This window comes from Dietzia sp. NPDC055877 (assembly GCF_053615975.1).
The window spans coordinates 426,034-450,219 of record NZ_JBSHCV010000002.1 but is presented as its reverse complement, the minus strand read 5'-3'; the positions used below and the strand labels follow the sequence as shown (position 1 = coordinate 450,219).

Here is a 24,186-nt window from a genome sequence, read left to right as displayed (position 1 = left end):
TAGACAGCTCCACTTCACAACCGGAGGCCTTCACCTGTCAGCCGAACTCACCAACCCGAGTCGGGACAACCTCCCTGGACATCACAGCTAGAACGCGACGAACAACGCCCGCGGCATCTGCTGCCTAGATACACCCGGTGAGCACCGCGAGCGCGTAGGGGACGTGGACCACGGCGGCGAGCAGGGCCAGCGCGGTCAGGCAGAAGACACTCGCGGTGGCCGCCGCGACCCCGGCCGTGCCGCGTCCCGGCTCGACGAGGTGCCGGATGCGGTCGGGGCCGAGCGCGTGCAGCGCGCCGTGCATCTGCTGGCGATGCGCCCCCGGATGCCCGGTCTGTCCCAGGGTCAACAGCGCGCCGGCCAGCGCCGTGGTGCCGACCTCGCGCCTGGCGGCGTCGTCGGCCGCGATCTCGAGGTAGTGGCCGAGTGCCGCCTCCACGGCGGCGAACAGGGGAACGCGGTGCAGTCGCCCGGTGAGCGTGGTGACGACCGCCGAGATGAGGTGGTGCCGCTGGCGCAGGTGCGCGGCCTCGTGGGCGAGGACCGCCCGCAGTTCGTCGGGGGTCAGCATCCGGACGGCGCTGGTGGAGACCACGATGCCACCGTGCCGCCGGGGCAACGTGAGCGCGAACGGGTGCTCGTCGCCCACGAGGAGCACCCGGTGCCCGTACAGGTCCACCGGCCGCGCGCCGTCCCGGAAGACCCGCGCGGTTCTGCTCGAACGGCGGCGACGACGGACGAGATCACCCGCGATCGCGAAGGCCTGGTAAACCGAGACCGCGACCGGCACGGCCAGCAGGAGGGCGACAGGCACGCCGGTGTCCACCCGGTCGAGCCCGAAGGGATCAGCGGCTGCCAGACACTGGCTGCACACGACCGCGGCGTCGCCGGGGAGGATGTCCGGCCCGGTGACGACCCAGGCGAGCAGTGGTGCGATGGACAGGGCCGCCAGCACCCAGGCGACCACGCCTCCGGACAGCAGCGCGACCGCCAGGCGGGGCACCCGCATCAGCGTGGGCGCCGCGTGGCGTAGCACGCGCGGCCCGGCGAGAGCCGGCACGGCGAGGCCGAGGCACAGCACGAACACCAGGAGCAGGATGCCGGTCACGACGCACCTCCACCGCGGCGGTCGAGGAACTCCCGCAGCAGATCCAACTCGTCGTCCGGGATGGTCTCGGCGAAGTGCAGAATCGACGCGGCACGGTCACGACTGCTCCCGAGCGCGTGGGACATCACCGAGGCCACGTGCTGCTCACGCGTGCCGGTGGCCCCGTACACCGTGGAGCGGCCCTCCTTGTGCGGGGACACGAGCTGCTTGCGGCAGAGATTAGTGAGCACCGTGGCGATGGTCGTGTACGCGGGCTCGCCCGGGAGCCGGTCGATGAGCCCGCGGATGGTCGACGGCCCGGCGTCCCACAACATGTCCATCACCCGGGACTCGAGCGTGCCGAGGCGGGGCGCCTCGTCCTGCCGGGACGGCGCTTCTCGACCGCCGCTCCGGCGGGATGCACGCTCTCCTCGAGCCCCTTCGCCGCGACTGCTCATCGGCTCACCTCCTCCACCCGGCCCGACGGTAGTACGCACAGGACCCGGCCACGTAACCGGACGATCAGCGCGACGCCCGTGAGTACGAGGGCCAGCACCGCGAGGACGGGCTGGAACGGAGCGAACCACGTGATGGCGCCCGAGTAGCCGAGCGCGAGGAGGGCGAACTTGTTGCAGACCGGACACCCGACCGCGAACCACGCGAGGAACGCCCCGGCCATGCCGGCCCTGCTCGTGCGCCTGGCCTCGTCGTCGTCACCCCCGGCCCCGCTGGCGGAGGCGCCCGCTTCCCCGGCGCCGTCGCGGACGTAGGTCGCGAAGAGCAGGCCGGCGAGCATCGATGTGACGATCCAGACGGGGTAGTTCCACCACACCGCGGGGATGTCGCGGGTGAACAGCGAGTTGGGGATGAGGACCGTGGCCAGGCCGAGCAGCACCCCGAAGCCGATCGAGACCGCTGCTGCGACCACCCACTGCCGACGGGTGAGCGTGCGGAGCCCCTCGGCCGCGAGCGATACCGATCGCGGCCATGTCGCGACGTGCCGCCTGATCTTCTCCACCGGGCCCGCGGGCTTCGAGAACTGCATGGGGACGATCATGCCACGAGTCGACTAACCGCAATAGTCGACTATGTGCCATAGTCGTTACCGGTTCGCCCGGACGCGACCCGGTGCGACGGCACCGCAGCCTCCGGAACCTCCGCAGAACCGACCCCCGACAGAAGGGCCCGCAGTGAACGCTCCCGTCTCACGCCACACACTGGAGGCGAAGTACCGACGCTCCCGGATCTGGAACATCGTGTTGGGGGCGGTCGTCGCCTTCCTCGGCATCGTGGTGGTTGCCCAGATGCTGCCCGGCCAATCCCCCACCTCGACCACCACTGCGGGAGAGGCCTCAGACGAGACGAACGCTGAGGCGAACGCGAGCGGCGGCGGGGACATGATGTTCGTCAGGCGCGATGCCGACGACCCCAAGGCGATCGGCGACATCGACGCGCCGGTCGTGCTCACCGAATGGGTGGACCTGCGATGCCCCTTCTGCGCGTCGTTCAGCCGCGACACGCTGCCGACCCTCATCGCGGAGTACGTCGACACCGGGAAGGTGCGCATCGAGTTCACCGACGTCGCCTACTTCGGCGAGGAATCGGAGTTCGCGTCGGTCGCCGCGCAGGCGGCGGCCGACCAGGACAAGTACGTCGAGTACCTCACGGCCGTCTTCGACGCCGCGCCCGAGAAGGGTCACCCGGATCTGCCCCGCGAGGAGCTCATCGCCTTCGCCGAACAGGTGGGGATGCCGGACATGGACCGGTTCACCGCAGCGCTCGACGACCCGGAGATCCGGAAGCAGACCGAGGCCGCGACCCTCGAATCGCAGCAGCTCGGGGTGACCGCCGTCCCGTTCTTCGTGGCAGGCGAGACCGCACTGTCCGGCGCGCAACCCCTCACGACGTTCCGCGAGTACCTCGACGAGTCACTCGCCGCGGCGGAGTGACGCCGACATGGACATCGGACTGACCGGCGCCTTCCTCGGTGGCGTCCTCACCCTGCTGAGCCCCTGCTCGGCGATGCTCCTGCCCGCGTTCTTCTCGTACGCTTTCGCGAGCCCCCGCGAGCTGCTCGCCCGGACCGGCGTCTTCTACCTGGGCCTGGCCACCAGCCTCGTCCCCCTCGGCGTCCTGGCCGGGACACTGGGCGCGTTCGTCAACCAGCACCGCTTCACGTTCGTCACCGTCGCCTCGGTCATCGTGATCGTTCTCGGCGTACTCATGCTGCTCAACGTGCCGCTCCCCTTCCGGGGCCGTGGGACCAACACGCAGGGCACCTCCATCACGGCCGTGTACGCCCTCGGCACCGTCTACGGGCTGGCGGGTGTGTGCGCGGGACCGCTGCTCGGCGCCGTCCTCACGGTGGCCGCCGTCTCCGGGACCGCACTGTCCGGCGGGGTCATCGTGCTGGTCTTCGCCGCCGGCATGGCCCTGCCTCTGCTCCTGCTGTCCCTCGTGTGGGGGCGCTTCCCCGCGATCAAACGGCTGATCCGGCCCCGTGAGGTCTCGATCGGGCCCTGGAGCAACACGTGGACCGGCATCATCGGCGGAGTCCTCACCATCGGCGTGGGCGTCCTGCTGTTGGTGACCGCGGGCACCACCGAGCTCACCGGACTGCTCGGCGCCGGCGCCCAGGCCGAACTCGAGGGAGCGGTCCTCGGGTGGGCCGGCGCGATCCCCGATCTCGTCGTCGTCCTCGTGGTCCTCGCGGTGGCCCTCACCGCACTGATCGTCATCCGCGTCTCGCGGACGGAGCCGCGAGTCGCCGCGGACACCCCGTTCCCCGAGGTCTCGCTCCCGGACAAGATCCGCGTCCGGATTGAGGAGGACGCGTGACCGCGGGCCTCGCTGTAGCCGCCCGATGTCCCTCGGCGCATCCGGCGGTTCCGAGCACTAACCTGGGCACATGCTCACTCCCCCGTCACGGGCCCCGCGAGCCGGGCGGATCGCGCCTCTCCGCGCCTCTCTGCCCACCACTCCGCGTGGCCGGGAATCGGGTCGCGTCGCCGTCCGCCGCCGGATGTGGTCACTGACCGCCGGGGGCCTCGTCCTCACCACCGTCGCCGCGTGTGGAGCGCCGCTCCCCAAGCCCGAACCGGGACAGAGTCCGGCCGCCTACTCCGGGCTCGAGGTGGGCGAGGACCGTATCGAGTACGCGATCGGCAAGGTCACCGACATCGTCGAGGAGGAGCTCGAGAAGTCGGGGGTTCCCGGCGCCTCGGTGGCTGTGGTCCACGGCGGCGAGGTGGTGCTGGCCGAGGGGTTCGGGGTGCGGAGCACCGAGACCGGCGAGGCCGTGGACGCGCAGACCGTGTTCCCCATGGCGTCGATCTCCGCGCCGGTCAGCGCGACCGTCGTGGCGGCCGAGAGTGCCCGCGGCGAGGTCGGCTGGGACACGCCGGTCCGCGAGTACCTGCCGTGGTTCGCACTCTCGGACCCGCGGGCGTCGGAGCAGGTCACCGTGGGCGATATGTTCGCGCACCGCTCCGGGCTGCCGGAACAGGCGGGCGGTGACCTGGAGGATCTGGGGTACGACAGGCCGGCGATCCTGCACGGGCTGCGGCACCTGCCGCTCGAGCAGTTCCGAACCTCGTACGCGTACACCGATTTCGGCCTCACGGCGGGCGCGCAGGCGGTCGCGACGGCCGCGGGGGCCCCGTGGGACGAGCTCGGTCGCGAGCTCATCTTCGAGCCGCTCGGGATGAGCGAGTCCTCGTACTCGCACGAGGAGCTCGGCGATCGCGGCAATCGCGCCGTGGGGCACGTGCGGGCCACCGACTCCGACACCGGCTCGGGCGAGGCCGGGAATGACTCCGGGTCCGGGTCTGAACCAGATTCCCTGCCGGGGTCCGAGGCCGGGTGGGTCCCCGCCGATCCCGCGCGCGACCCGGACGCGCAGGCGCCCGCGGGCGGGCTGAGCTCGACCGCTGCAGACATGGCCAGGTGGATGACGATGGTGCTCGCCGACGGCGCCGGGCCCGCCGGCCAGCAGGTGGTCCCCCCGGAAGCGCTGCGGCAGGCGCTGACCCCGCAGGTCGTGTCCTCGCCGCCGCAGTCGGGCGCCGACCGCACGGGCGGTTACGGCTACGGCTTCGACATCGGGACCAGCTCATCCGGCCGCGTGCAGTGGAGCCACTCGGGCGCCTTCACGCAGGGCGCGGCCACGGCGATGCTCATGATGCCCGACCTCGACCTGGGGATCGTCACACTCACCAACGCCGCGCCGATCGGGGTTCCGGAGACGATCAACGCCCGGTTCGCCGACTACGCCCAGTACGGCGACCCCGCGCAACCGTGGGGCGAGCTGTTCGCCACCGAGTTCGCCCCGCTCCGGGTCGGGATCGGCGACCTGGTCTCGGCCCGGCGCCCGGAATCGCCCGCCGCCGCCCCACCCGTGGAAGACCTGCTGGGTGTCTACCGCAACGCCTACTTCGGTGACGTCGAGGTGCGCGAGGCGCGCGGGTCGAGCGACGCGACCGAAGACGGCCGGGAGGACGACGACAGCGTCGCCGGGTCCACGGACACCGGCGCGGCCGCGGACACCGGCCCCGCCCTGGTGCTGACGGTGGGACCCGACCGGCAGTCCTGGCGGCTCGAGCACTGGGACGGGGCCACGTTCGCGATCAGCCCCGAGGGCGAGACCTGGCCGCGCGGCTCACGCGGCAGCGTCACCTTCGACGGCGAGACGATGGCCGTCGACCTCCTCGACGGCGACGGCATGGGCACCTTCACCCGCGTCGAGGACTGAGGCCTCTCCGAATGGCGGGCGGGCCCTGTGGCTCTCAGCGCGCGGCGGCGGTCAGTTTCCGTGCCCGGAGTCTGCCGCGCTTGGAGTCGGCGTCCGGAGTGGTGAGGAAGGTGGACAGCCACGCCATGCGCGGGTCGGCATCCACCAGGAACGCCTTGAACGCCAGGGTGAGCGGGACGGCCAGGATCGCGCCGAGGGGGCCGGCGACGGCCGCCCAGAACACCAGCGACAGGAACGTGACCGTCGGGGTCAGGCCCACCGCGTCGCCGGTGAACTTGGGCTGGATGAAGCTCTGCATCACCAGGTTGATCACGCTGTAGATGGCAACCACCCAGATGGCGTCCCCGACGCCGCCGGTGAGCAGGGCGAACAGCGCGGGCGGAACGAGACCCAGCACGAAGCCGATGTTGGGGATGTAGTTGGTGACGAACGCCAGCACGCCCCACACCAGGGCCAGCGGGACGCCGAGGATCCAGAGCGCGACCACGTCCATGAAGGCCACGATGAGACCGAATGCGGTGGCCACGATCCAGTACGACTTGAGGCCGTCGCCGAACGAGTCGAGTGCGTCGGCCAGGCGGGGCCGGAGGCGGGCGATGGTGGCCCGGCGCCGCGAGACCCCGGGGATGTCAAAGACGAGGAAGGTCAGCGCGATCACCAGGATGGTGAGCTGGCCCCCGGCCGAGGACACCTGGCCCGCGACGTTCTGCAGGGCACCGATCACGGTGGTCGGCGACACCCCGCTCAAGGCCTCGGAAACCTGGTCCTGACTCAGCCCGAACCGGCCGAGGAACTCGATGGACTGTCGGTACATCTCGTAGAACTTGTCCTGATACTGCGGGATCTCCTCCGCGGCGATCCAGAGCGCCCACACGAGCATGCCCACGAGGGCGATGAGCAGGAGATACAGGACCAGTAGGACGATGATCATCCCACCCCAGCGCGGCACGCCGACCCGTTCGAGCAGAGACTGCAGTGGCTGCGCGGCGATCACGAGGTTGAGTGCGAGGAACGCCGGCATCACCATGTGCGAGTGCTCGGAGATGCCCCACAGCACGATGAACGCCGCAGCCAGTGACACGACGGTGACGGCCGCGATTCCCCAGCCCTTGGACTCCTCGTCCGGGGCAGCGATCTCGCTCACGGCCTCGTCGGAGTGCGCCTCCTCACTCGTCGCCGCAGCTACGGATCCACTTTCCTCTGAGTCGGCCGACGACGCGTCTGCGTCGTGACCAGCGATTTCTGACATACGTCCTCCTCGGCCCTGCCACCACGATCGCCCTACGCGCAACGACATTACGCGGTGGCGCACCGCGATCCCCCGCGGCGCGGAACCCCGCCCCGCGGCCGGATGTCCGGCCGCGGGAGCAGTCGCGAGACGCCGCGGAACGCGAGGTCCGGGTCAGGCTCCGGCGAGCGCGGAGCGGATCGCGTCGACGTCGACCGAGTCGAGATCGGCCGGGTCCCACGACGGGGTGCGATCCTTGTCGATCACCACGGCACGCACGCCCTCGACGAAGTCGGGGCGGGCGGTGATCCAGGCGCCGAGCGCGAGCTCGTTGTCCAGGCACTCCCGCAGGTCCGCGGCCCCGGCCCCGGCACGCAGCAGCTCGATGGTCGCGATGACCGACGTCGGGCAGTGCGAGCGGAACATCTCCAGCGTCGCGGTGGCCCACTCGTCCTGCTCGCCGGCCTGCAGCGCGGCCACCATCTCCTGCGCGGTGCTGCGAGAGAAGACATCGACGATGCGGTCGATGTGGGTCTCCACGGCAGATTCTCCCGCCTCGGACCGATCACGGGCGAAACGCTCGAGCGCCGCGTCGAGACCGTCGGTGCCGATCGCGGCGATGAACGCCTCCTGGTCGTCGTTGTCGATCAGGTGGGTGCCGAGTCCGGTGTAGAGGGCGTCGGCTGAGTTCAGACGCACGCCCGTCGTGCCGAGGTAGATCGCCACCGCGAGCCCGCGTTCCCCGCCGCCGCACAGGCGCGGCAGGAAGTGACTCGCGCCGACATCCGGGATGAAGCCGATCGCGGTCTCCGGCATGGCCATCATGACCTTCTTGGTCACGACCCGGTGCGAGCCGTTGATGGAGATGCCGAGCCCGCCGCCCATCGCGACGCCGTGGATCACGGCCACGGTCGGAGCCGGGTTGGTGTGGTACGCGAGGTTCATCGCGTACTCCTCTGAGAAGAACGTCCGGTTCGTCTCGTGGTCGCCGGCCGCCGCCGCGTCGCGCAGAGCGCGGATGTCGCCGCCGGCACAGAACGCCTTCTCCGAGGTGCTGGAGACCACCACGGCCTCGACGGCCGTATCCCCAGAGACCTCGTCCAACGCCGAGTGCAGGGCCTGGCACATAGGCAGGTCCAGCGAGTTCAGGGCCTTGGGGCGGTCCAGGACGATGTGCTGCATCCGGCCTTCGCGCCGGGTGATGACGAATTCGCTCATGGCCCCAGTCTGACAGGCCCGCCGCGACCCGGCGCGGAGATACTAGGAATTCCTAGCTCATCGCCCCCGCCCGGGCGTCCGGGAGCAGCCCGGGGTCAGTCGTCGAGCAGCTGCGAGGCCACATCCGGCACGTAGCGGAACTCCTCGCGCGGTGGCCGCACGTAGTCGGTCTCCTCGGGCCGCTCCGGGATCTCCAGTTTCGGCGGCTCGAGCTTCTCCCACGGAATGGTCGAGAGCAGGTGCGAGATCACGTTGATCCGCGACCGCTTCTTGTCCTCCGACTCGACCGTGTACCAGGGCGCCTCGGGGATATCGGTGTGGACGAACATCGCGTCCTTGGCCCGGCTGTAGTCCTCCCACCGGTTGATGGACTCCAGATCCATGGGAGAGAGCTTCCACCGCCGCATCGGGTCCTTGTTCCGGTCCCGGAAGCGACGCTCCTGCTCGGAGTCCGAGACGGAGAACCAGTACTTGCGCAGCATGATCCCGTCCTCCACGAGCAGCCGCTCGAAGATCGGCGCCTGGTGCAGGAAGCGGCGGTACTCGTCGGTGGTGCAGAACCCCATCACGCGCTCCACGCCGGCCCGGTTATACCAGGAGCGGTCGAAGATCACGATCTCCCCGGCGGCCGGCAGGTGCTCGATGTAGCGCTGGAAATACCACTGCGTCCGCTGCACCTCCGTCGGTACGGGCAGCGCGACAACGCGGGCGTGGCGGGGGTTGAGGTACTGCGTGAGCCGCTTGATCGCCGATCCTTTGCCCGCGGCGTCGCGCCCCTCGAACACCACCACCAGACGGTTCCCGGTCTCCCGGAGCCACGCCTGCATCTCCACGAGCTCGGCCTGGAGCCGCTTGAGCTCTTTCTCGTACTCCTTCTTGGGGAGCCTCTGGAGCCCACTGGGCAGCAGCTCTCTGGAGTCACCGTTCGCGCCGCCGCCCGCCTTGGCGCTCTTCGTGCTGGTGCCCGTCCTGGCACTCTTCGTGCCGCTGCCGGACGAGGACTTCTTCGCGCCGGACTTCTTGTCGCCGCTCTTCCCGCTGCTCATGGGCCGATCCTACGGGGCCTCAGCGCCTCGTCGACCCCACACGAAGAACTTGACGGTATCCGCGACGACTGTCTAACTTTGCGCGCGGTGACGGCTGTCACCCACCGCCCGAGACGAGGATTCGATGCACCACCTCTCCCGCCGGGGCTTCCTCGGCGCCGTCACCGCCGCCGGCCTCGCCGCACTCACCGCGCATCCCGCCGGAGCACAGCCCACCGGGCCCGCCGGCGCCGCACCGGCCCCCGGGTCCGCCGGCCCGGAGGCCGCCCGCCCGGCCGCCCGGATTCCCCACGCGATCGAAGACCATCGCGTCCTGGTCGTGGGCAGCGGCTTCGGAGGCGGGATCTCCGCATTACGACTCGCGGAGGCGGGAGTGCCCGTCGTCGTCGTCGAACGGGGCCGCCGCTGGCCCACCGGACCGGACGCCACCACCTTCCCCGACGCCACGGCCCCCGACGAGCGCGCCCTGTGGTTCCGCTCCTCCCCCGAGGTCTTCGGCCGCCCCGTCGACCTCCCGCGCTACACCGGCCTCCTCGACGCCTCCGTCGGCGAGAACATGACCTCTGTCTGCGCCACCGGCGTCGGCGGCGGCTCCCTCATCTACCAGGGCATGGCGCTCCAACCCACCGCGGAGCTCTTCCACACCTGGTTCCCCTCCGGCCTCGACTGGCGCGAGCTCGACCGCGAGTACTACCCGCGCGTCGCCCGCATGTTGCGGCTGGCCGAGGCCCCCGACGAGCTGATCGCCTCGCCCACCTACGCCGTCGCGCGCGCCTTCGCCCGGCGCGTCCGCGAGGCCGGCCTGCCGCTGCGCAAGATCCCCATGCCCATCGACTGGGACTACGCGCTGGCCGAGCTGCGCGGCGAGATGAAACCCGCCTACACCAACGGCGACGGCTCGCTCGGCGTCAACAACGGCGGCAAGCACTCCGTCGACGTCACCTACCTCGCGCGGGCCGAGGCCACGGGCCTCGTCGACGTCCGGCCGCTACACGACGTGCGCGCCATGCGGCGGCTGCCCGACGGTCGCTGGGAACTGGACGTGGAGGTGCTCGACACCGCAGGCCGGCTGCTACGCACCCTCGCCCTCCGCGCGCCGACGCTCATCCTGTCGGCCGGGTCGGTGGGCACGAGCACACTGCTCACGCGCGCCGCCGCGACGGGCGAGATCACCGACCTGCCGGACGGGATCGGCAGCGGCTGGGGCACCAACGCCGACCGCATCTACCTGTGGTCCGACCCCACCGCCGGTTTCGGCGCCGTCCAGGGCGGGCCGGTCGTCTACGGCAGTCTCAACTGGGACGATCCGCGCAGCGCGCACACCCTCATCCAGGCGTCCATCCCGTCGGTCGGCGCCGAGATCCACTCCACGATGATGGTCGGTTACGGCGTCAGCGCCGATCGCGGTCGGATCGTGTACGACGCCGCGCAGGACCGCGGCGTGATCAGGTGGCCGGGAGGGGGCGACGACGACATCGTGTTCGGCCACATCGACCGGACCGCACGCCGGATCGTCGGACCGACCGGACATCTCACCGACACCAACACGATGCTGAACTCCACCTGGCACCCGCTCGGCGGCGCGGCGATGGACAGCGTCTGCGACCTCGAGGGGCGGGTGCTCGGCCAGCGCGGCCTCTACGTCGTCGACGGCGCGCTCATCCCCGGCACCACCGCGGCCTGCAACCCGTCGTGGACCATCGCCGCGATCGCCGAGCGGGCGCTGGATCGGATCGTGCGTCACGACGTGGGGGCGGTGGTCTGAGGTCGGCCCGGGGCGGGGGAACGCGAACACTCGCCCCCTGCTGGGGGATACTGTCTTCGTGCGCTCCCGCGAACCCATACTCGACGCCACCCGCGAGGTGATAGGTGATGCCGGTTTCGACGGCGTCACGATCGCGGCCGTGGCCAAACGTGCGGGCGTGAGTCGCCAGACCGTCTACTCGATCTTCGGCTCACGGGAGGAGCTGGTCTCGCAGGCCATTTCCGAGCGCCTCACCTCGCTCTTCGGCGCCGTTTCCGACCTGCAGAGTTCCGCCACCACCCCGCTGGACCTGCTGGTGGAGATCCTGGTGGTGACCCGCGGGCATATCCTCGGCGACCCCCTGCTGCGGACCCTCACCCTGGCCGGCGGCTCCAACCCGATCTTCGACCCGGGCGCGGCCGAACGTGCGCGGCGGTACGCCAGGTCGCTGCTCGTGCCCGCCACCGAGCAGTTCCCGCAACTGGTTCCGCACCTGGACTTCTTCTCCGACGTGGGCGTCCACATGGGCTGGTCGGTGCTGTGCCTGGACTCACCCGAGACCCGCTCCGACGCCGACCTGCGCACCTTCCTCCGCACCTGGCTGGGGCCGCTCGTGGCGAGCCTGCTCGAATGACGCACGCGGACCTCGCCGCGCTCCGCCGCGCTGCGGCCGCGCCGGCCCTGACTCCGGCCACGCCGGACCCTCCTACGGCCGCTCCGGCACCCACCGCCGCGCCCGTGACCCCACCGGCGCCCGCGCCCGTGCTCGTACTCTGGGACCTCGACCTCACCCTCCTCGACCCGGCCGGCTTCGGTTCGCGCATGATCACGCCGGTCCTCGCCGAACTGCTCGGCCGCGAACCTGTAATGGGCGCTTCGTTCGCCGGACGTACCGACCGTGCGATCCTCACCGATCTGCTGGTGCGCAACGGCATGAATATCGACGACGACACCGGCCCCACCGACACCACGCTCACCGGTGGTGTCGAGCTGACCGGCGCCGACCGTCTCGTCCCCGCTGTCATGGATGCCGTGGCCGAGCGGTGCGAGACGTTCGCCGACGACCTCCTCGACGGTGGAGGTGGTCCCCTGCCGGGCGCTCATGACGCTGTTCGCGCGCTGGCCGCGGACCCTCTCGTGCACCAGGGCATCGTGACCGGCAACATGCGTCGGACCGCGCTGCTCAAGCTGCGCGTCTGCGGGTTCGACGGTCTGCCCGATCCCTCGCTCGGGGCGTTCGGCGATCACCGCAGCGACCGGGCCCACCTGATCCTCGACGCGGTCGCCGCCGCCCGCGAGCGAGGTATCGACGTCTCTCCTGCACAGGCGGTGGTGGTGGGCGATCACGTGCACGACGTGCGCGGCGCACTCGATGCGGGTGCCCGCTGCATCGGCGTGGCGACGGGGCGTGTCTCCGCCGACGACCTCCACTCGGCCGGCGCCCACGTGGTTCTGCCCGACCTCACCGATCCGGATGCCCTCATCGCCGCTATTCGCGCGGCAGCGCCCCGGCACTGACCGTCACCCACACCACCCGCCCCTCCCGCACCTTTGTCGACACCACGGCGACGCTTGATGCCACTACTGCGAGAACGCGGCGGGTGCTTCGCAGTGATGCCAACACAACGCTCTGAGGGCCCTGGCCGCGGCCTTCAACTGCTCGACTTCCTTCCTCAACCAGACCAATCTCCCCGCATTACCGCCGAGCCGATCTGCCGCGTCAGCATCCCCGGGCTGCGCATCATTTGCGCCGTGACGCGAAACCTCTCCCACCCGAGCTCTGCCATCTGGGCGTTGGCCCACGCGTCGAACTCCCAGTTCCCCTTCTCACGATGGAGTTCGCTGTCGTAGAAGATCGCGACCTTCTGCTTCTCGTATCCGAGGTCCGCTTTGGCGATCTTCTCGCCGTACTCGTTGCGGATGACTAGCTGCGGAGTCGGCGTCGGCAGTCCGGCCCGGATCAACATCAGCCGTAGACGTGTCTCCGGCGGAGAATCAGCCCGCTCGTCGCACCATCGGAGCAGCGATCGGATCCGGTTTACCCCGTGCAGACCGCTCATCTGGTCAATCGTCTGTCCCAGTGCGTTCACCGTGATCCCGCCCCGGTTGCAGACGGCGTCGATCTTGGCGATGGCGATATCGTCGTCGTCCTCCCACCTCCCCACATCGACGGCGGTTCTGGCCGCGGACGTGAATCGGACCCCTTCCTTCTCCACCAAGTGTCCTTTCGGAAACGCGCGCGACCAGCGGCGGAGCCTCACGCCCGGGACTCTTCGCGGCGTGCCCGGACAATAAATGTCAGTAGTCTTCGTGACGGATTCCGGCGCGTACCAGCGCTCGTGATGCAACAGGGCCGCACCCGCGCCGCCGAGCACCGAACCCTCGGGCGCCCACAGCGCAGCCGCGCGCACAAGAATCTCCGGCGTCACCACGCACGACGACACGACGTACACATCCGGGAACAAGCGCCTGTACCGAGTGCGCAGTTGGTACGGGCTGAGCCGCCCCGCCGCGATCGCGTCACTGCCGAGGAAGGGAGCATCGCGCCGCGACAGAGTTGCGCGATTCAACGGTTTTCCACGACTCGGTGCGCTCACCAGTCCATCTTCAGCCTCACCGACCACCGCCGAGACGATCGACCGCGCGATTGTGGATAGAACAGACGACCATCCACAGGCACCTAAGCAACGTAACCCGGCCCTACTCCGCCCAGCACAGCCCCGCATGCACGGCCCAGCCCAAAGTAGCGTCCGGCCCGGTCGGTAGCGCCCCGCACCGCTGCAGCCGCGAACTTTGTTGGCACCACTGCGGCGGGCGGAAGAGATTTTCGCATTGGCGCCAACAGTCCCCGCAATGGTGCAGACAAAACGCAGTACTCGGGCTGGGCGGCGGGGACTGCGGGGACCGCGCGCGAGCGGATCACCCCTCGAGTTGCTCGCCGATCCCCATCCAGCGCTCCTCGAGCTGCTCCTTCTCGGCGACGACGTCCTTGAGTTCGCGGTCCAGGTCGGCGAGTTTCTCGGTGTCCAGCGCCTCCCCCGCTGCGGCGGCCATCGCGTCGTGCAGCTGAGATTCACGCTTGTCGAGCTTCTGCATCTGCCGCTCCAGCTTGTTCATCTCCTTCTGCAGCTCGCGCTGCTCACCGGAGCTGAGTACGGCAGCCGCAGGTACGGACGTATCGGCGACCGTCGCGCCCGTGCCCGTGCCCGTGCCGCCAGCGTAACCGGCGGAACCGGCGGAACCAGCCACGCCAGCGGAACCAGCGGAACCAGCCCCGGCCCCGTCGGCCCCAGCCGTGGAGCGGCCATCCGAGCCAGCGCCGACACCAGCGCCAACGCCTGCACCCGCCACTGCCGCGCGCGAGACCTTGCCGGAATCGCCCGCCAGCCCGGCGGCCCGTCGACGCTCGAGGTACTCGTCGATCCCGCGCGGCAGATTGGTGAGCCCGCCGTCCCCGAACAGCGCCCACACCGAGTCGCAGATCCGCTCGATCAGGTAGCGGTCGTGAGAGATCACGACCATCGTCCCGGGCCAGCCGTCGAGAAGGTCCTCGAGTTGCCGCAGTGTGTCGATGTCGAGGTCGTTGGTGGGCTCGTCCAGCAGCAGCACGTTCGGCTCGGCCATCAGTACGCGGGTGAGCTGCAGCCGCCGCCGCTCGCCGCCGGAGAGGTCACCGACGGGCGTGCGCTGCCGCGCCGGCGAGAAACCGAGCCGCTCGGCCAACTGGGAGGCGGACAGCTCATCCTCGCCGAACGCCACGCGCGTGGCGACGTCCTCGATCGCCTGGAGTACCCGCTGGTCGAGCGGCAGGTCGTCGAGCTCCTGCTTGAGCCAGCCGATCCGGACGGTCTTGCCCTCCTTGCGTCGCCCGGCCGCCAGCGGCGCCTGGCCGGCGAGCGCCCGCAGCAGGGTGGTCTTGCCGGAACCGTTGACGCCCACCAGTCCGAGTCGCTCGCCCGGCGCTAGCCGCCAGGTCAGATCGTCGACGAGCGTACGGCCGTCGGGGGCGTCGAGCCGGACGTCCTCGAGTTCGATCACGACCTTGCCCAGCCGCCGCGCAGCAAAACTCGACAGCTGCAGTGCATCGCGGGGCGGCGGCACGTCCTTGATCAACGCCTCGGCGGCCTCGATGCGGTAGCGCGGCTTGGAGGTACGTGCGGGCGCGCCGCGGCGCAGCCAGGCGAGCTCCTTGCGCGCGAGGTTCTGCCGGCGCGATTCGGTGACGGAGGCCTGGCGATCACGCTCGGCGCGCGCGAACACCCAGTCGTTGTATCCGCCCTCGTACTGCTCGACGCGGCCGTCGACGACCTCCCAGGTGTGGGTGGCCACCGTGTCGAGAAACCAGCGATCGTGTGTGACGACGACGAGTGCGCTCGACCTCCGCACCAGGTGGTCGGCCAACCACTGGACGCCCTCCACGTCGAGATGGTTGGTGGGCTCGTCCAGCACCAGCAGATCGAGGTCCTGCACCAGGGCCGCCGCCAACGACACCCGGCGCCGCTCGCCGCCGGACAGGTCCGCGACAGGGGTGTCCAGGCCGAGGTCGTGGATGCCGATGCCGTCGAGCACCGACCGCACGCGGGCGTCGCCGGCCCACTCGTGGGTGGCCAGGCCGAGTCCGCCGATCACGGCCTCGCCCACGGTGTCGGCCGCGAGTTCCGTGCGCTGGGTGACCACCGCCATCCGCAGGTCACCCACCCGGGACACGCGCCCGGAGTCGGGCTCGGCGACGCCGGTGAGGATCTCCAGCAGGGTCGTCTTGCCGCCGCCGTTGAGGCCCACCACGCCGATGCGGTCACCGGCGTTGACGCCCAGGGAGACGTTGTCGAGTACCTGGCGGATGCCGAAGGAGATCGAACCCTGCTCGATGTTGATGAGGTTGGTGGGGGCCATCTCTACTTTCCTGTGGGGTCGCCGGCGGACGGTGCGCCGCCGACGTGATCGAGGTCGAGGTCGCCGGTGGCGTCGCTCGTGATGCGGGCGCCGCCGACCGGGCCGCTGGTGATGCGCACCTCGCGTGCGACGCCGGATTCGCTGATCTCGGCCGCCACGGCGATCGCGTGCTCGCGGTCGGCGCAGAAGAACAGGCAGGTCGGCCCGGAGCCGGAGACCATTCCGCCCAGGGCTCCGGCCTCCTGGCCCGCGCGCAGGGTGCGGCGTAGCGCGGGCATGAGTGAGAGGGCGGCGGGCTCCATGTCGTTGACCAGCAGGGCGGCCACCGCGGCGGGGTCGTTCCCGGCCAGGGCCTGCACGAGCTGCTCGGTGCCGCCCGCCCGGGGCAGGGCGCGGCGGCCGTCGCCCTGCTCCGCGGTCCCCCGCTCGGCGCGGAGCCGGTCGAGCTCGCCGAACACCGCCGGGGTGGACAGCCCGCCGGCGGCCAGTGCCACGACGACGTGTTGTTCGCCGCGGGCGTGCAGCAGCGTCGCGAGCTCCTCGCCCCGGCCGGTGCCGAGCGCTGTTCCGCCGCGGATGCAGAACGGCACGTCACTGCCGAGACGGGCCCCGCGCTGCTCCAGTTCCGCCCGGTTCAGTCCCAGACCGAGCAGCCGGTCGGTGGCCACCAGGGCGGCCGCCGCGTCCGCGCTTCCGCCGGCCATTCCGCCGGCCACGGGGACGCCCTTGCGAATACGGATGGCGATCCGGGCATCCGAACCCGCCTCCTCACGGAGCAGGTCGACCGCCCGGGCCGCGAGATTGGTCCGGTCCGTGGGCACCTGGTCGGCCCCGGGCCCCGACACGGTGATCGCGACGTCGTCGTCGGAACCGGCGGTGTCGTCGTCGCGTCCGGCGGCCTCGATCGCGACCGTGACCTCCTCCCACAGATCCACGGCCCGGTACACGGTGACCAGCTCGTGGAAGCCGTCCTCGCGCACGTCACCCACGGCCAGGTGGAGGTTGATCTTGGCCGGCGCGACGGCGGTCACGGCACGCGGGCCGGTGGGGGTGGAGACGTCGCGGAGCATGCCCATCAGCCTACGTCGCCCACCGCGGAACCGACGGTCAGGCCGCGACCCCCGCCACCCGCACCCCGACCAACGCGATCCCGGCCACCCAGACGGTGGACGCCGCGGCCAGGACGAACGGGCGCGCGCCGACCTCGCGGAGGGTGGCCACCCGCACGCCCGTCCCGAGGGCGAACATCGCGGCGGTGAGCAGGACCGTCTGCGCCACCCCGGCCCCGTCGAGCACCGCCGGCGCGAGCAGCCCCGACGACCGCAGGAGCACGCAGGCGAGGAACGCCACGATGAACAGCGGCACGAGCGGGGGCCGCCGGAGGCCCGGAACCGAGGCGGATCGTCGGCGCGCCTGCAGCCCCAGCACCGTCACGACCGGGGCCAGCAGGAGGACGCGCGCGAGTTTGACCGTCACCGCCACCGCGAGTGCCGATCCCCCGATCGCCCCGCCCGCCGCGACCACCTGGGCCACCTCGTGGATCGACCCCCCGGCCCACGCGCCGGCCGCGGCCTCGGGCATCCCCAGCGCCGCGGCGGCGAGCGGCACGGCGGGGATCATGAGGGTGCCGAACACCACCACGAGCGCCACGGCGGTGGCCACCTCCTCCTCGCGGGCGTCCACCACGCCGTCGACGGCCGCCACGGCCGCCGCCCCGCAGACCGAGAACCCGCAGGCGATCAGCACCCGCTGCGTCCATCCCAGGCCGAGGAGCGCGCCGACGAGCATCGTCCCCGCGATCCCGAGGATCACCACCGACACCACGACGACCAGGACCGGCCACCCCAGCCCGAGGATGTCGCCGAGGGCCACCTGCAACCCGAGGACGGCGATTCCGGCGCGGAGAAACGTGGTCGACGCCACCGCCAGGCCCGGGCGACACCCCGGGGTCACGCGCCCGAGGTTCACCAGGACGGCCCCGAGCAGGATCGCCACGAGCAGCGGGCTCACGGCGGGAAGCAGACGCCCCAGCGCCAGCGCGAGGACCGTGCCGAGGCCGCACAGCGCGAGCCCCGGCAGGTCTGGTCGGGTCGCGGTTCTCAGGGAGGTCATGGCGTCCAGTCTCGGTCGGGCAGAGATCTGCCGGTAGCCGCGGAATCGGCATCGGGGCATATAATTCTGATATGCCAGCGCTGCGAGGCATATGATCCGGACATGACCAGATGGTGGCCGGACCTCGTGGCCCTGGAGCTGTTGACCGGTGTCGACGACCACGGCAGTCTGAGCGCCGCCGCCCGCGCCGCCGGTGTGGCCCAGCCCAACGCCAGCCGGATGATCAAGCAGCTCGAGCACCGTTTCGGGACGCCCCTGCTCGAGCGCCGCCCGTCGGGCGCGACCCTCACCCCGCACGGGAGGCTGATCACGCACTGGGCCCGGCAGGTCCTCGAGGGGGCGGCCGGGCTGCTCGACGTGGCGGAGAGTCTGAACAGCGAGCGGGCCGCCCAGCTCACGGTCAGCGCGAGCATGACCGTGGCCGAGCACCTCATGCCACTGTGGCTGGGGGACTTCCGCGGCGAGCACGGCGAGGTGGGCCTACACGTGAACGTGCGCAACTCCGCCGTGGTGTTCGACGAGGTCTCCGGCGGGGCGTGCGATGTGGGATTCGTCGAGACACCCACGGTCCCGGCCGGCCTGCACTCCGCGACCGTCGCCCGGGACCGACTCGTCGTGGTGGTCCCGCCCGGTCATCCGTGGGTGCGGAGAAGGACGCCCGTGAGCGTGCGCGAGTTGGCCGCCACGCCGCTGGTGGTCCGCGAGCAGGGATCGGGCACCCGCGTCACGCTGGATCTGGCGCTGCAGGAGTACGAGCGAGCCGCGCCGCTCCTGGAATCCGGGAGTTCCGCCGCCGTCCGGACGAGCGTCCTCGCGGGCGTGGGGCCGGCCGTCCTCAGTTCGCTGGCCGTGTCCGACCAGGTGCGCTCGGGCGAGCTCCGGGTGATCGAGGTGGACGGCCTGGACCTGGACCGCCGCCTGCGGGCGGTGTGGCGGCCACCGCGCCAGCTCTCGGGGCCGGCCGCTGATCTGGTGACGATCGCGCGGAGGAACGTGCGCGGTCAGGCGGGCCCGGGCCCCGGTCCGATCCCCAACTCCCGGGCGGCCTCGGAGATCGCCACGTAATCGGCGGTGGTGAGCTGCTCGCCGCGCGCCCTCGGGTCGACGTCGGCGGCGACCAGCGCCTCCTCCGCGAGCGCACCCGAGCCGGCCCAGCCGGACAGCGCCGCGCGAAGGGTCTTACGGCGCTGCGCGAACGCGGCGTCGGCCACGGCGAACACCCGGCGGCGGTGCTCGTCGCTCATGTCCCACGGCGCCTCGTCGTACCGGTCGATCCGCACCAGCCCGGACTCGACGTTGGGTACGGGCCAGAAGACGTTGCGCCCCACCACGCCGGTGCGGCGGACGGTGCCGTAGAAGCCCGCCTTGACGCTGGGCACGCCGTACACGCGCGAGCCCGGGGCGGCGGCCAGGCGATCGGCCACCTCGAGCTGCACCATCACCAGCGCGGTGCGCAGGGTGGGCACCTCGGCGAGCAGGTGCAGCAGCACGGGCACGGACACGTTGTAGGGCAGGTTCGCCACGAGAGCGGTGGGCGCGGGCTGACCCAGCTCGGCGACGGTCACCGCGAGCGCGTCGGCGCCCACGACGGTGAGCGCACCGGCCCGCTGCGGGGCCCGCTCGGCGACGGTGCGCGGCAGCCGCTCGGCCAGGACCGGGTCGATCTCCACGGCCACCACGCGGCCGGCGGCGTCGAGCAGCGGCAGGGTCAGCGAGCCCAGGCCGGGGCCCACCTCGATGACCGAGTCCTCGCGCCCGACGCCGGAGGCCACGACGATCCGCCGGACGGTGTTGGCGTCGTGGACGAAGTTCTGCCCGAGGGTCTTGGTGGGCTTGATGCCCAGCTCGCCGGCGAGCGCGCGGACCTCCTGGGGGCCGAGAGGTTCGGCCTGCCCGCGGAACTGCTCGGAGATCCCCGTCCCCGCGGGCTGGGATCCCGGGTCGACGATGCTCAGCGGAGCCCCAGCCGCGAGGTGCAGGCGGGCCAGGCGCCCCAGCCCTGTGAGGCCCGGACCTTCTCGGCGATCGCGATCTGCTGGTCACGCGTGGCCAGGTGGGCGCTGGGCGCGTACTGGCCGCCGCCGTGGCCGGTCCAGGTCTGCGGGTGGAACTGGAGGCCGCCGGAGAAGCCGTTGCCGGTGTTGGTCGCCCAGTTACCACCGGACTCACACTGTGCGATCGCGTCCCACGTACTGCCCTGCGAGGACTGCGGGACCGCCGGCTTGGGCTTGGTGCCCACGCTCACGACGGCCGGGGTGGCCTCGGTCAGGACGGTCTCGGCGCCGCGGTGACGCTCGGTCTCGACGCCGTTGACGCGGGTGACCGTGTAGGTGACCTCGCGCTCGCCGGGCACGCCGGGCTCGGCGACGGTGCGCTCCCCCTCAAGCGCCTCGGGATCCTCGATGGTCGTCTCGGGCGCGTCGTAGGGCTCGACCGCCTTCTCCTCGGCGGTGGCGATGCGGGTGACCGTCACCCGGGTCTCCGGGCCGACCGGGGTCTCGGGGGCGGGCTCCACGACGTCCTGCGCACCCAGCTTCACGCCGAGTCGCTCCAGGAACTCGCCCACGGTCGCGCCGGGCGCACTGAACGAGCTGTGCGGGCCGCCGTGGTCGGACAGCATGACCTCGCGCGGGGTCACGATCGAGACGGAAGCACCGTCGAGCGGCACCTCGGCGTCGATACGGGGGCTGACGTAGCTACGGGGCGGCACGTCGCCGCGCTCGGCGACGAGGTCGGCGACCGTGGTGGCCGTGGTCCAGACCTCTTCGGTCTCGCCGTCGACCTCAACGGTGACGGGCCGGGCGCGCTGCAGGGTCACGGTGTCGCCGTCGCCGAGCCGCTCGGGCGCAGAGACCACGTCACGCTCGTCGACCGAGTAGCCGGCCTCCTCGAGCGCGGCGCGCACGTCGGACTTGAAGGTCACGAGCTCGACGGTCGAGCCGTCCACCTCGAGCGTGTACTGGGTGCGCTGGTCCACCGCCGCGACCCCGCCCACCACGAGGGTGGTGAGCATGCCGGCCACCGACCACCGCAGCAGCGCGGAGCGCGAGCGGTGGATCCGCGTGACGGGGGCGAGCAGTCCCCTCGGCTCCCGGCGGGTGCCGTTGCCGGTGTCCGTGGGGGTGCCGGTCCGTGCGTCGTCAACCACTTGTCAGATCTCTCCTCGCGTACCGCGCGAACGCCCGTATCCGGCGTCCACGGTTCATCACGGTAGCGTAACGAATCCGGTCACCGTCGGGCAACGTGATACCCGTGACATGCGACGACGACGAAGACCGCCGATTACTTTTCGTTACAATTGCACCGCTGTTCACTCCAGTCACACCACTCACGGCGCTCCCCCCGCGGCCGGTGGGCCGGGCGGTCGCCCGCGTCGGCCGGCGGTGCCGCGTCAGACCGTCAGGCCGAAGATCCCCCGCGCGGTCTCGGCGACCTCGGCCACGAATTCCTCGGGCGTCTGCCCGCGGACCTCGGCGATCGCACGGGCGGTGTAGCCGACCAGTCCCGGCTCGTTGCGGGCCCCGCGGAACGGCTCGGGCGCCATGTAGGGGGCGTCGGTCTCCACCAGGATCTGCCCGGCCGGGGCCAGGCGTGCTGCCTCGCGCAGGTGCTCGTTGGCCTTGAAGGTCACGTTCCCGGTGAACGACAGCACGTAGCCGCGGTCCAGCGCCTCACGGGCGACGTCCAGGGGCGAGGAGAAGCAGTGGAGCATCACGCTCGGGACGCCCGACCCGGACCCGGCCACCTCGGCCAGCACGCGCATGAGGTCGTCGTCGGCCTCGCGGTTGTGGATCATCAGGCACTTGCCCAGTTCGGCGGCGAGACCGGCGTGCCAGCGCAGCGACTCCTCCTGCTCCGCCGGGTCGGCGCAACCGTCCATCGTCCCCACCCAGTAGTGGTCCAGGCCGGTCTCCCCCACCGCCACCACGCGCGGGTGGGCGGCGAGCTCCGCCAGCCGGGCCCGCGCGGCCGGGCCGGTCTCGGGGTCAGTGACCTCGCGGGCACGGGTCGGGTGCACGGCCACGGCCGCGTACACCCGCTCGTCGGCCTCGGCGGCGGCCACCACGGCCTCCGACTCGGCCAGGTCATCGCCGACGGTCACGAGCGCGGCCACGCCGGCCAGAGCGGCACGGTCGGCGGCGGCGCGGACCTCGTCGGCGGTGCGGTGCCCGCACGAGTACAGGTGCGTGTGGGCGTCGACGAGTCCGGGCAGCGGCTCGGGCAGGACGGGGGTCGGGCGGGGCTTGCGCTTTCCCATACTCCGGGTCAGTCCTCGCGCTGGATCGGGGCCCACTCGGGGCCGGTCTCGGCCAGCTCCGGGTCGACCTTGGCGAACAACGGGGAGGGCTTGGCCAGCGGGGTGCCGGGCACGATCTCGCTGCGGGCCCACCGGGCCTGCTCGGAGGCGTAGTCGCCCATGATCACCGGGTACCGGTGGCCGGGCTCGGGCACACCCGAACCCACCACCTCGACGGGCATGTCGTCGGTGACCTCGTGGACCTGCGGTGCGGCCGCCCAGATGCCCTCGCCGCCGATCGCGCCGTGGATCCGCTGGGCGGCCGACGGCATGAACGGGGTGAGCAACGTGTTGGCGTCGGAGACGACCTGCAGCGCGGTGTGCAGGACGGTGCCCAGCCGCTCGCGCTGGTCGGGCTCCTTGGCCAGCTTCCACGGCTCGGTGGCGGCGATGTACCGGTTGGCGGCGCCGACGATGCGCATCGCCTCGGTCACGCCGGCCTTGAAGCGTGACTGGTCGAGGTGGCCGCCGACGGTGTCGAACGCGGAGCGGGCCTCGCGCAGCAGCTCGGCGTCCACGTCGGTCAGCGTGCCCGGTCGCGGGATCTCGCCGAAGTTCTTGTGCGCCATCGACACGGTGCGGTTGACGAGGTTGCCCCAGCCGCCCACCAGCTCGGCGTTGGTGCGGCGCACGTACTCGTCCCAGGTGAAGTCGGTGTCCTGGTTCTCCGGCCCGGCCACGGCGATGAAGTAGCGCAGGGCGTCGGGACCGAACTCGGCCAGGAAGTCCCGGACGTAGATCACCACGCCGCGCGACGAGGAGAACTTGGAGCCCGACATGGTGAGGAACTCAGATGAGACCACCTCGGTGGGCAGGTTGAGCGCGCCCAGCCCGCCGGGCTCGCCACCCTTGACCCCACGGCCGTCGTAGCCCAGCAGCTCGGCCGGCCAAATCTGGGAGTGGAAGGTGATGTTGTCCTTGCCCATGAAGTAGTGGGAGACCGCGTCCGGGTCCGTCCACCATCGGCGCCACGCCTCCGGCTCACCGGAGCGCCACGCCCACTCGATTGACGCCGACAGGTAGCCCACCACGGCGTCGAACCAGACGTAGAGCTTCTTGTCACCGCGGTCCTGCCAGCCCTCGACGGGAATCGGGATGCCCCAGTCGATGTCGCGGCTCATCGCGCGCGGGCGCAGGTCCTCGAGCAGGTTGAGCGAGAACTTCAGGACGTTGGGCCGCCAGTCCTTGCGCCCTTTGAGCCAGTCCCCCAGCGCGTCGGCCAGGGCGGGCAGGTCGAGGAACCAGTGCTCGGTCTCGATAAACTTCGGCGTCTCGCCGTTGATCTTCGAGACCGGGTTCTTCAGGTCGATCGGATCGAGTTGGTTACCGCAGTTGTCGCACTGGTCGCCGCGCGCACCGTCGTAGCCACAGATCGGGCAGGTGCCCTCGATGTAGCGGTCCGGCAGAGTACGGCCCGTCGACGGGCTCACCGCGCCCGTGGTGGTCTTGGCCACCATGTAGCCGTTGCGGTGCAGACCCTTGAACAACTCCTGCACCACGGCGTAGTGGTTCCGCGTGGTGGTGCGGGTGAACAGGTCGTAGCTCAGGCCCAGCCCGGCCAGGTCGTCGACGATCACCCGGTTGTACCGGTCGGCCAACGCCTGCACCGGCACCCCCTCCTTCTCCGCCTGGACGAGGAGGGGGGTGCCGTGCTCGTCGGTGCCAGAGACCATGAGCACGTCGTTGCCGGCCATGCGCTGGTACCTGGAGAAGACGTCCGACGGTACGCCGAACCCCGAGACGTGTCCGATGTGCCGGGGGCCGTTCGCGTACGGCCATGCGACCGCGGTGAGGACTGTCTTCGCCATGGC

21 protein-coding genes are annotated in these 24,186 nt (G+C 71.3%); 7 read left to right on the top strand and 14 right to left on the bottom strand.

All coding sequences use genetic code 11. From position 1 onward, the window contains the following. Positions 1-124: 124 nt before the first annotated feature. Genes ACWGLC_RS04355 through ACWGLC_RS04345 form a run of 3 tightly spaced genes read right to left on the bottom strand, consistent with a single transcriptional unit; the run spans position 125 to position 2,132 of the window. A complete protein-coding gene (locus ACWGLC_RS04355) occupies positions 125-1,108 on the bottom strand; it encodes a M56 family metallopeptidase (RefSeq protein ID WP_452098724.1) in 984 nt (327 codons plus the stop codon). After that, positions 1,105-1,545: a BlaI/MecI/CopY family transcriptional regulator gene (locus ACWGLC_RS04350; RefSeq protein ID WP_452098723.1), complete on the bottom strand. Its 441-nt coding sequence runs from the start codon at positions 1,543-1,545 to the stop codon at positions 1,105-1,107. Before ACWGLC_RS04350 ends, ACWGLC_RS04355 begins: the two co-directional genes overlap by 4 nt. Beyond that, positions 1,542-2,132 carry a hypothetical protein gene (locus ACWGLC_RS04345; protein ID WP_452098722.1) on the bottom strand — a complete coding sequence of 197 codons (591 nt, stop codon included), beginning with the start codon at positions 2,130-2,132 and terminating at the stop codon, positions 1,542-1,544. Before ACWGLC_RS04345 ends, ACWGLC_RS04350 begins: the two co-directional genes overlap by 4 nt. Before the next feature lie 145 nt (positions 2,133-2,277). Here ACWGLC_RS04345 and ACWGLC_RS04340 point away from each other — a divergent pair, with 145 nt between their 5' ends. From ACWGLC_RS04340 to ACWGLC_RS04330, 3 genes are all read left to right on the top strand, one after another. After that, positions 2,278-3,036, top strand: coding sequence for a DsbA family protein (locus ACWGLC_RS04340; RefSeq protein ID WP_452098721.1), 759 nt, complete (start codon positions 2,278-2,280; stop codon positions 3,034-3,036). A 7-nt stretch (positions 3,037-3,043) separates the two neighbouring features. Further along, complete coding sequence (locus ACWGLC_RS04335) at positions 3,044-3,925, top strand: cytochrome c biogenesis CcdA family protein (RefSeq protein WP_452098720.1); 882 nt, start codon at positions 3,044-3,046, stop codon at positions 3,923-3,925. Between the two features lie 70 nt (positions 3,926-3,995). After that, positions 3,996-5,837: a serine hydrolase domain-containing protein gene (locus tag ACWGLC_RS04330; RefSeq protein WP_452098719.1), complete on the top strand. Its 1,842-nt coding sequence runs from the start codon at positions 3,996-3,998 to the stop codon at positions 5,835-5,837. 34 nt (positions 5,838-5,871) lie between these two features. Here the strand turns inward: ACWGLC_RS04330 and ACWGLC_RS04325 are convergent, their stop codons facing one another. The 3 genes from ACWGLC_RS04325 to ppk2 all read right to left on the bottom strand — a co-directional run bounded on the left by ACWGLC_RS04325 (position 5,872) and on the right by ppk2 (position 9,329). After that, the gene (locus ACWGLC_RS04325) at positions 5,872-7,086 is read right to left on the bottom strand and encodes an AI-2E family transporter (protein ID WP_452098718.1); all 1,215 of its coding nucleotides are present in this window, start codon (positions 7,084-7,086) and stop codon (positions 5,872-5,874) included. Between the two features lie 153 nt (positions 7,087-7,239). After that, complete coding sequence (locus tag ACWGLC_RS04320; RefSeq protein ID WP_344988091.1) at positions 7,240-8,283, bottom strand: enoyl-CoA hydratase/isomerase family protein; 1,044 nt, start codon at positions 8,281-8,283, stop codon at positions 7,240-7,242. Positions 8,284-8,378: 95 nt separating this feature from the next. Continuing rightward, complete coding sequence (gene ppk2 / locus ACWGLC_RS04315; RefSeq protein WP_344988093.1) at positions 8,379-9,329, bottom strand: polyphosphate kinase 2; 951 nt, start codon at positions 9,327-9,329, stop codon at positions 8,379-8,381. Positions 9,330-9,453: 124 nt separating this feature from the next. On the opposite strand from ppk2, the gene ACWGLC_RS04310 reads away from it, so the two are divergent. From ACWGLC_RS04310 to ACWGLC_RS04300, 3 genes are read left to right on the top strand one after another with little or no spacing between them, the layout of a single operon-like run. Next, positions 9,454-11,094 (top strand): GMC oxidoreductase, encoded by a 1,641-nt coding sequence (locus ACWGLC_RS04310; protein ID WP_452098717.1) that lies wholly within the window; start codon positions 9,454-9,456, stop codon positions 11,092-11,094. Between the two features lie 58 nt (positions 11,095-11,152). Then, complete coding sequence (locus ACWGLC_RS04305) at positions 11,153-11,707, top strand: TetR/AcrR family transcriptional regulator (protein WP_452098716.1); 555 nt, start codon at positions 11,153-11,155, stop codon at positions 11,705-11,707. Further along, on the top strand, positions 11,704-12,591 hold the full coding sequence (locus tag ACWGLC_RS04300; RefSeq protein WP_452098715.1) for an HAD hydrolase-like protein: 888 nt from the start codon (positions 11,704-11,706) through the stop codon (positions 12,589-12,591). The genes ACWGLC_RS04305 and ACWGLC_RS04300 overlap by 4 nt, the downstream gene beginning before the upstream one ends. 155 nt (positions 12,592-12,746) lie before the next feature. Here ACWGLC_RS04300 and ACWGLC_RS04295 read toward each other — a convergent pair whose 3' ends face one another. The 4 genes from ACWGLC_RS04295 to ACWGLC_RS04280 form a co-directional block, all read right to left on the bottom strand. Further along, positions 12,747-13,670, bottom strand: a complete 924-nt coding sequence (locus ACWGLC_RS04295; protein WP_452098714.1) for a hypothetical protein — start codon at positions 13,668-13,670, stop codon at positions 12,747-12,749. 322 nt (positions 13,671-13,992) lie between these two features. After that, positions 13,993-15,966, bottom strand: coding sequence for an ABC-F family ATP-binding cassette domain-containing protein (locus ACWGLC_RS04290; protein WP_452098713.1), 1,974 nt, complete (start codon positions 15,964-15,966; stop codon positions 13,993-13,995). A gap of 2 nt (positions 15,967-15,968) precedes the next feature. Then, positions 15,969-17,036 carry a 4-(cytidine 5'-diphospho)-2-C-methyl-D-erythritol kinase gene (locus tag ACWGLC_RS04285; protein WP_452098712.1) on the bottom strand — a complete coding sequence of 356 codons (1,068 nt, stop codon included), beginning with the start codon at positions 17,034-17,036 and terminating at the stop codon, positions 15,969-15,971. A gap of 37 nt (positions 17,037-17,073) precedes the next feature. After that, positions 17,074-18,078 (bottom strand): YeiH family protein, encoded by a 1,005-nt coding sequence (locus ACWGLC_RS04280; protein WP_452098711.1) that lies wholly within the window; start codon positions 18,076-18,078, stop codon positions 17,074-17,076. A 102-nt stretch (positions 18,079-18,180) separates the two neighbouring features. On the opposite strand from ACWGLC_RS04280, the gene ACWGLC_RS04275 reads away from it, so the two are divergent. Continuing rightward, positions 18,181-19,143, top strand: coding sequence for a LysR family transcriptional regulator (locus ACWGLC_RS04275; protein WP_452098710.1), 963 nt, complete (start codon positions 18,181-18,183; stop codon positions 19,141-19,143). Here the strand turns inward: ACWGLC_RS04275 and rsmA are convergent. The 4 genes from rsmA to metG form a co-directional block, all read right to left on the bottom strand. Then, positions 19,080-19,991, bottom strand: coding sequence for a 16S rRNA (adenine(1518)-N(6)/adenine(1519)-N(6))-dimethyltransferase RsmA (rsmA, locus tag ACWGLC_RS04270; RefSeq protein WP_452098742.1), 912 nt, complete (start codon positions 19,989-19,991; stop codon positions 19,080-19,082). The genes ACWGLC_RS04275 and rsmA overlap by 64 nt on opposite strands. 38 nt (positions 19,992-20,029) lie before the next feature. Next, complete coding sequence (locus ACWGLC_RS04265; RefSeq protein WP_452098709.1) at positions 20,030-21,226, bottom strand: transglycosylase family protein; 1,197 nt, start codon at positions 21,224-21,226, stop codon at positions 20,030-20,032. Positions 21,227-21,469: 243 nt separating this feature from the next. After that, the gene (locus ACWGLC_RS04260; RefSeq protein WP_452098708.1) at positions 21,470-22,336 is read right to left on the bottom strand and encodes a TatD family hydrolase; all 867 of its coding nucleotides are present in this window, start codon (positions 22,334-22,336) and stop codon (positions 21,470-21,472) included. Between the two features lie 8 nt (positions 22,337-22,344). Next, complete coding sequence (gene metG, locus ACWGLC_RS04255; protein ID WP_452098707.1) at positions 22,345-24,183, bottom strand: methionine--tRNA ligase; 1,839 nt, start codon at positions 24,181-24,183, stop codon at positions 22,345-22,347. Between the last annotated feature and the right edge of the window lie 3 nt (positions 24,184-24,186).

Coding starts and splice junctions, on each gene's coding strand:
- ACWGLC_RS04350 (WP_452098723.1), bottom strand. CDS start 1,545: ATGAGCAGTCGCGGCGAAGGGGCTCGAGGAGAGCGTGCATCCCGCCGG.
- ACWGLC_RS04345 (WP_452098722.1), bottom strand. CDS start 2,132: ATGCAGTTCTCGAAGCCCGCGGGCCCGGTGGAGAAGATCAGGCGGCAC.
- ACWGLC_RS04335 (WP_452098720.1), top strand. CDS start 3,044: ATGGACATCGGACTGACCGGCGCCTTCCTCGGTGGCGTCCTCACCCTG.
- ACWGLC_RS04330 (WP_452098719.1), top strand. CDS start 3,996: ATGCTCACTCCCCCGTCACGGGCCCCGCGAGCCGGGCGGATCGCGCCT.
- ACWGLC_RS04325 (WP_452098718.1), bottom strand. CDS start 7,086: ATGTCAGAAATCGCTGGTCACGACGCAGACGCGTCGTCGGCCGACTCA.
- ACWGLC_RS04320 (WP_344988091.1), bottom strand. CDS start 8,283: ATGAGCGAATTCGTCATCACCCGGCGCGAAGGCCGGATGCAGCACATC.
- ppk2 (WP_344988093.1), bottom strand. CDS start 9,329: ATGAGCAGCGGGAAGAGCGGCGACAAGAAGTCCGGCGCGAAGAAGTCC.
- ACWGLC_RS04310 (WP_452098717.1), top strand. CDS start 9,454: ATGCACCACCTCTCCCGCCGGGGCTTCCTCGGCGCCGTCACCGCCGCC.
- ACWGLC_RS04300 (WP_452098715.1), top strand. CDS start 11,704: ATGACGCACGCGGACCTCGCCGCGCTCCGCCGCGCTGCGGCCGCGCCG.
- ACWGLC_RS04290 (WP_452098713.1), bottom strand. CDS start 15,966: ATGGCCCCCACCAACCTCATCAACATCGAGCAGGGTTCGATCTCCTTC.
- ACWGLC_RS04285 (WP_452098712.1), bottom strand. CDS start 17,036: ATGCTCCGCGACGTCTCCACCCCCACCGGCCCGCGTGCCGTGACCGCC.
- ACWGLC_RS04280 (WP_452098711.1), bottom strand. CDS start 18,078: ATGACCTCCCTGAGAACCGCGACCCGACCAGACCTGCCGGGGCTCGCG.
- ACWGLC_RS04275 (WP_452098710.1), top strand. CDS start 18,181: ATGACCAGATGGTGGCCGGACCTCGTGGCCCTGGAGCTGTTGACCGGT.
- ACWGLC_RS04260 (WP_452098708.1), bottom strand. CDS start 22,336: ATGGGAAAGCGCAAGCCCCGCCCGACCCCCGTCCTGCCCGAGCCGCTG.
- metG (WP_452098707.1), bottom strand. CDS start 24,183: ATGGCGAAGACAGTCCTCACCGCGGTCGCATGGCCGTACGCGAACGGC.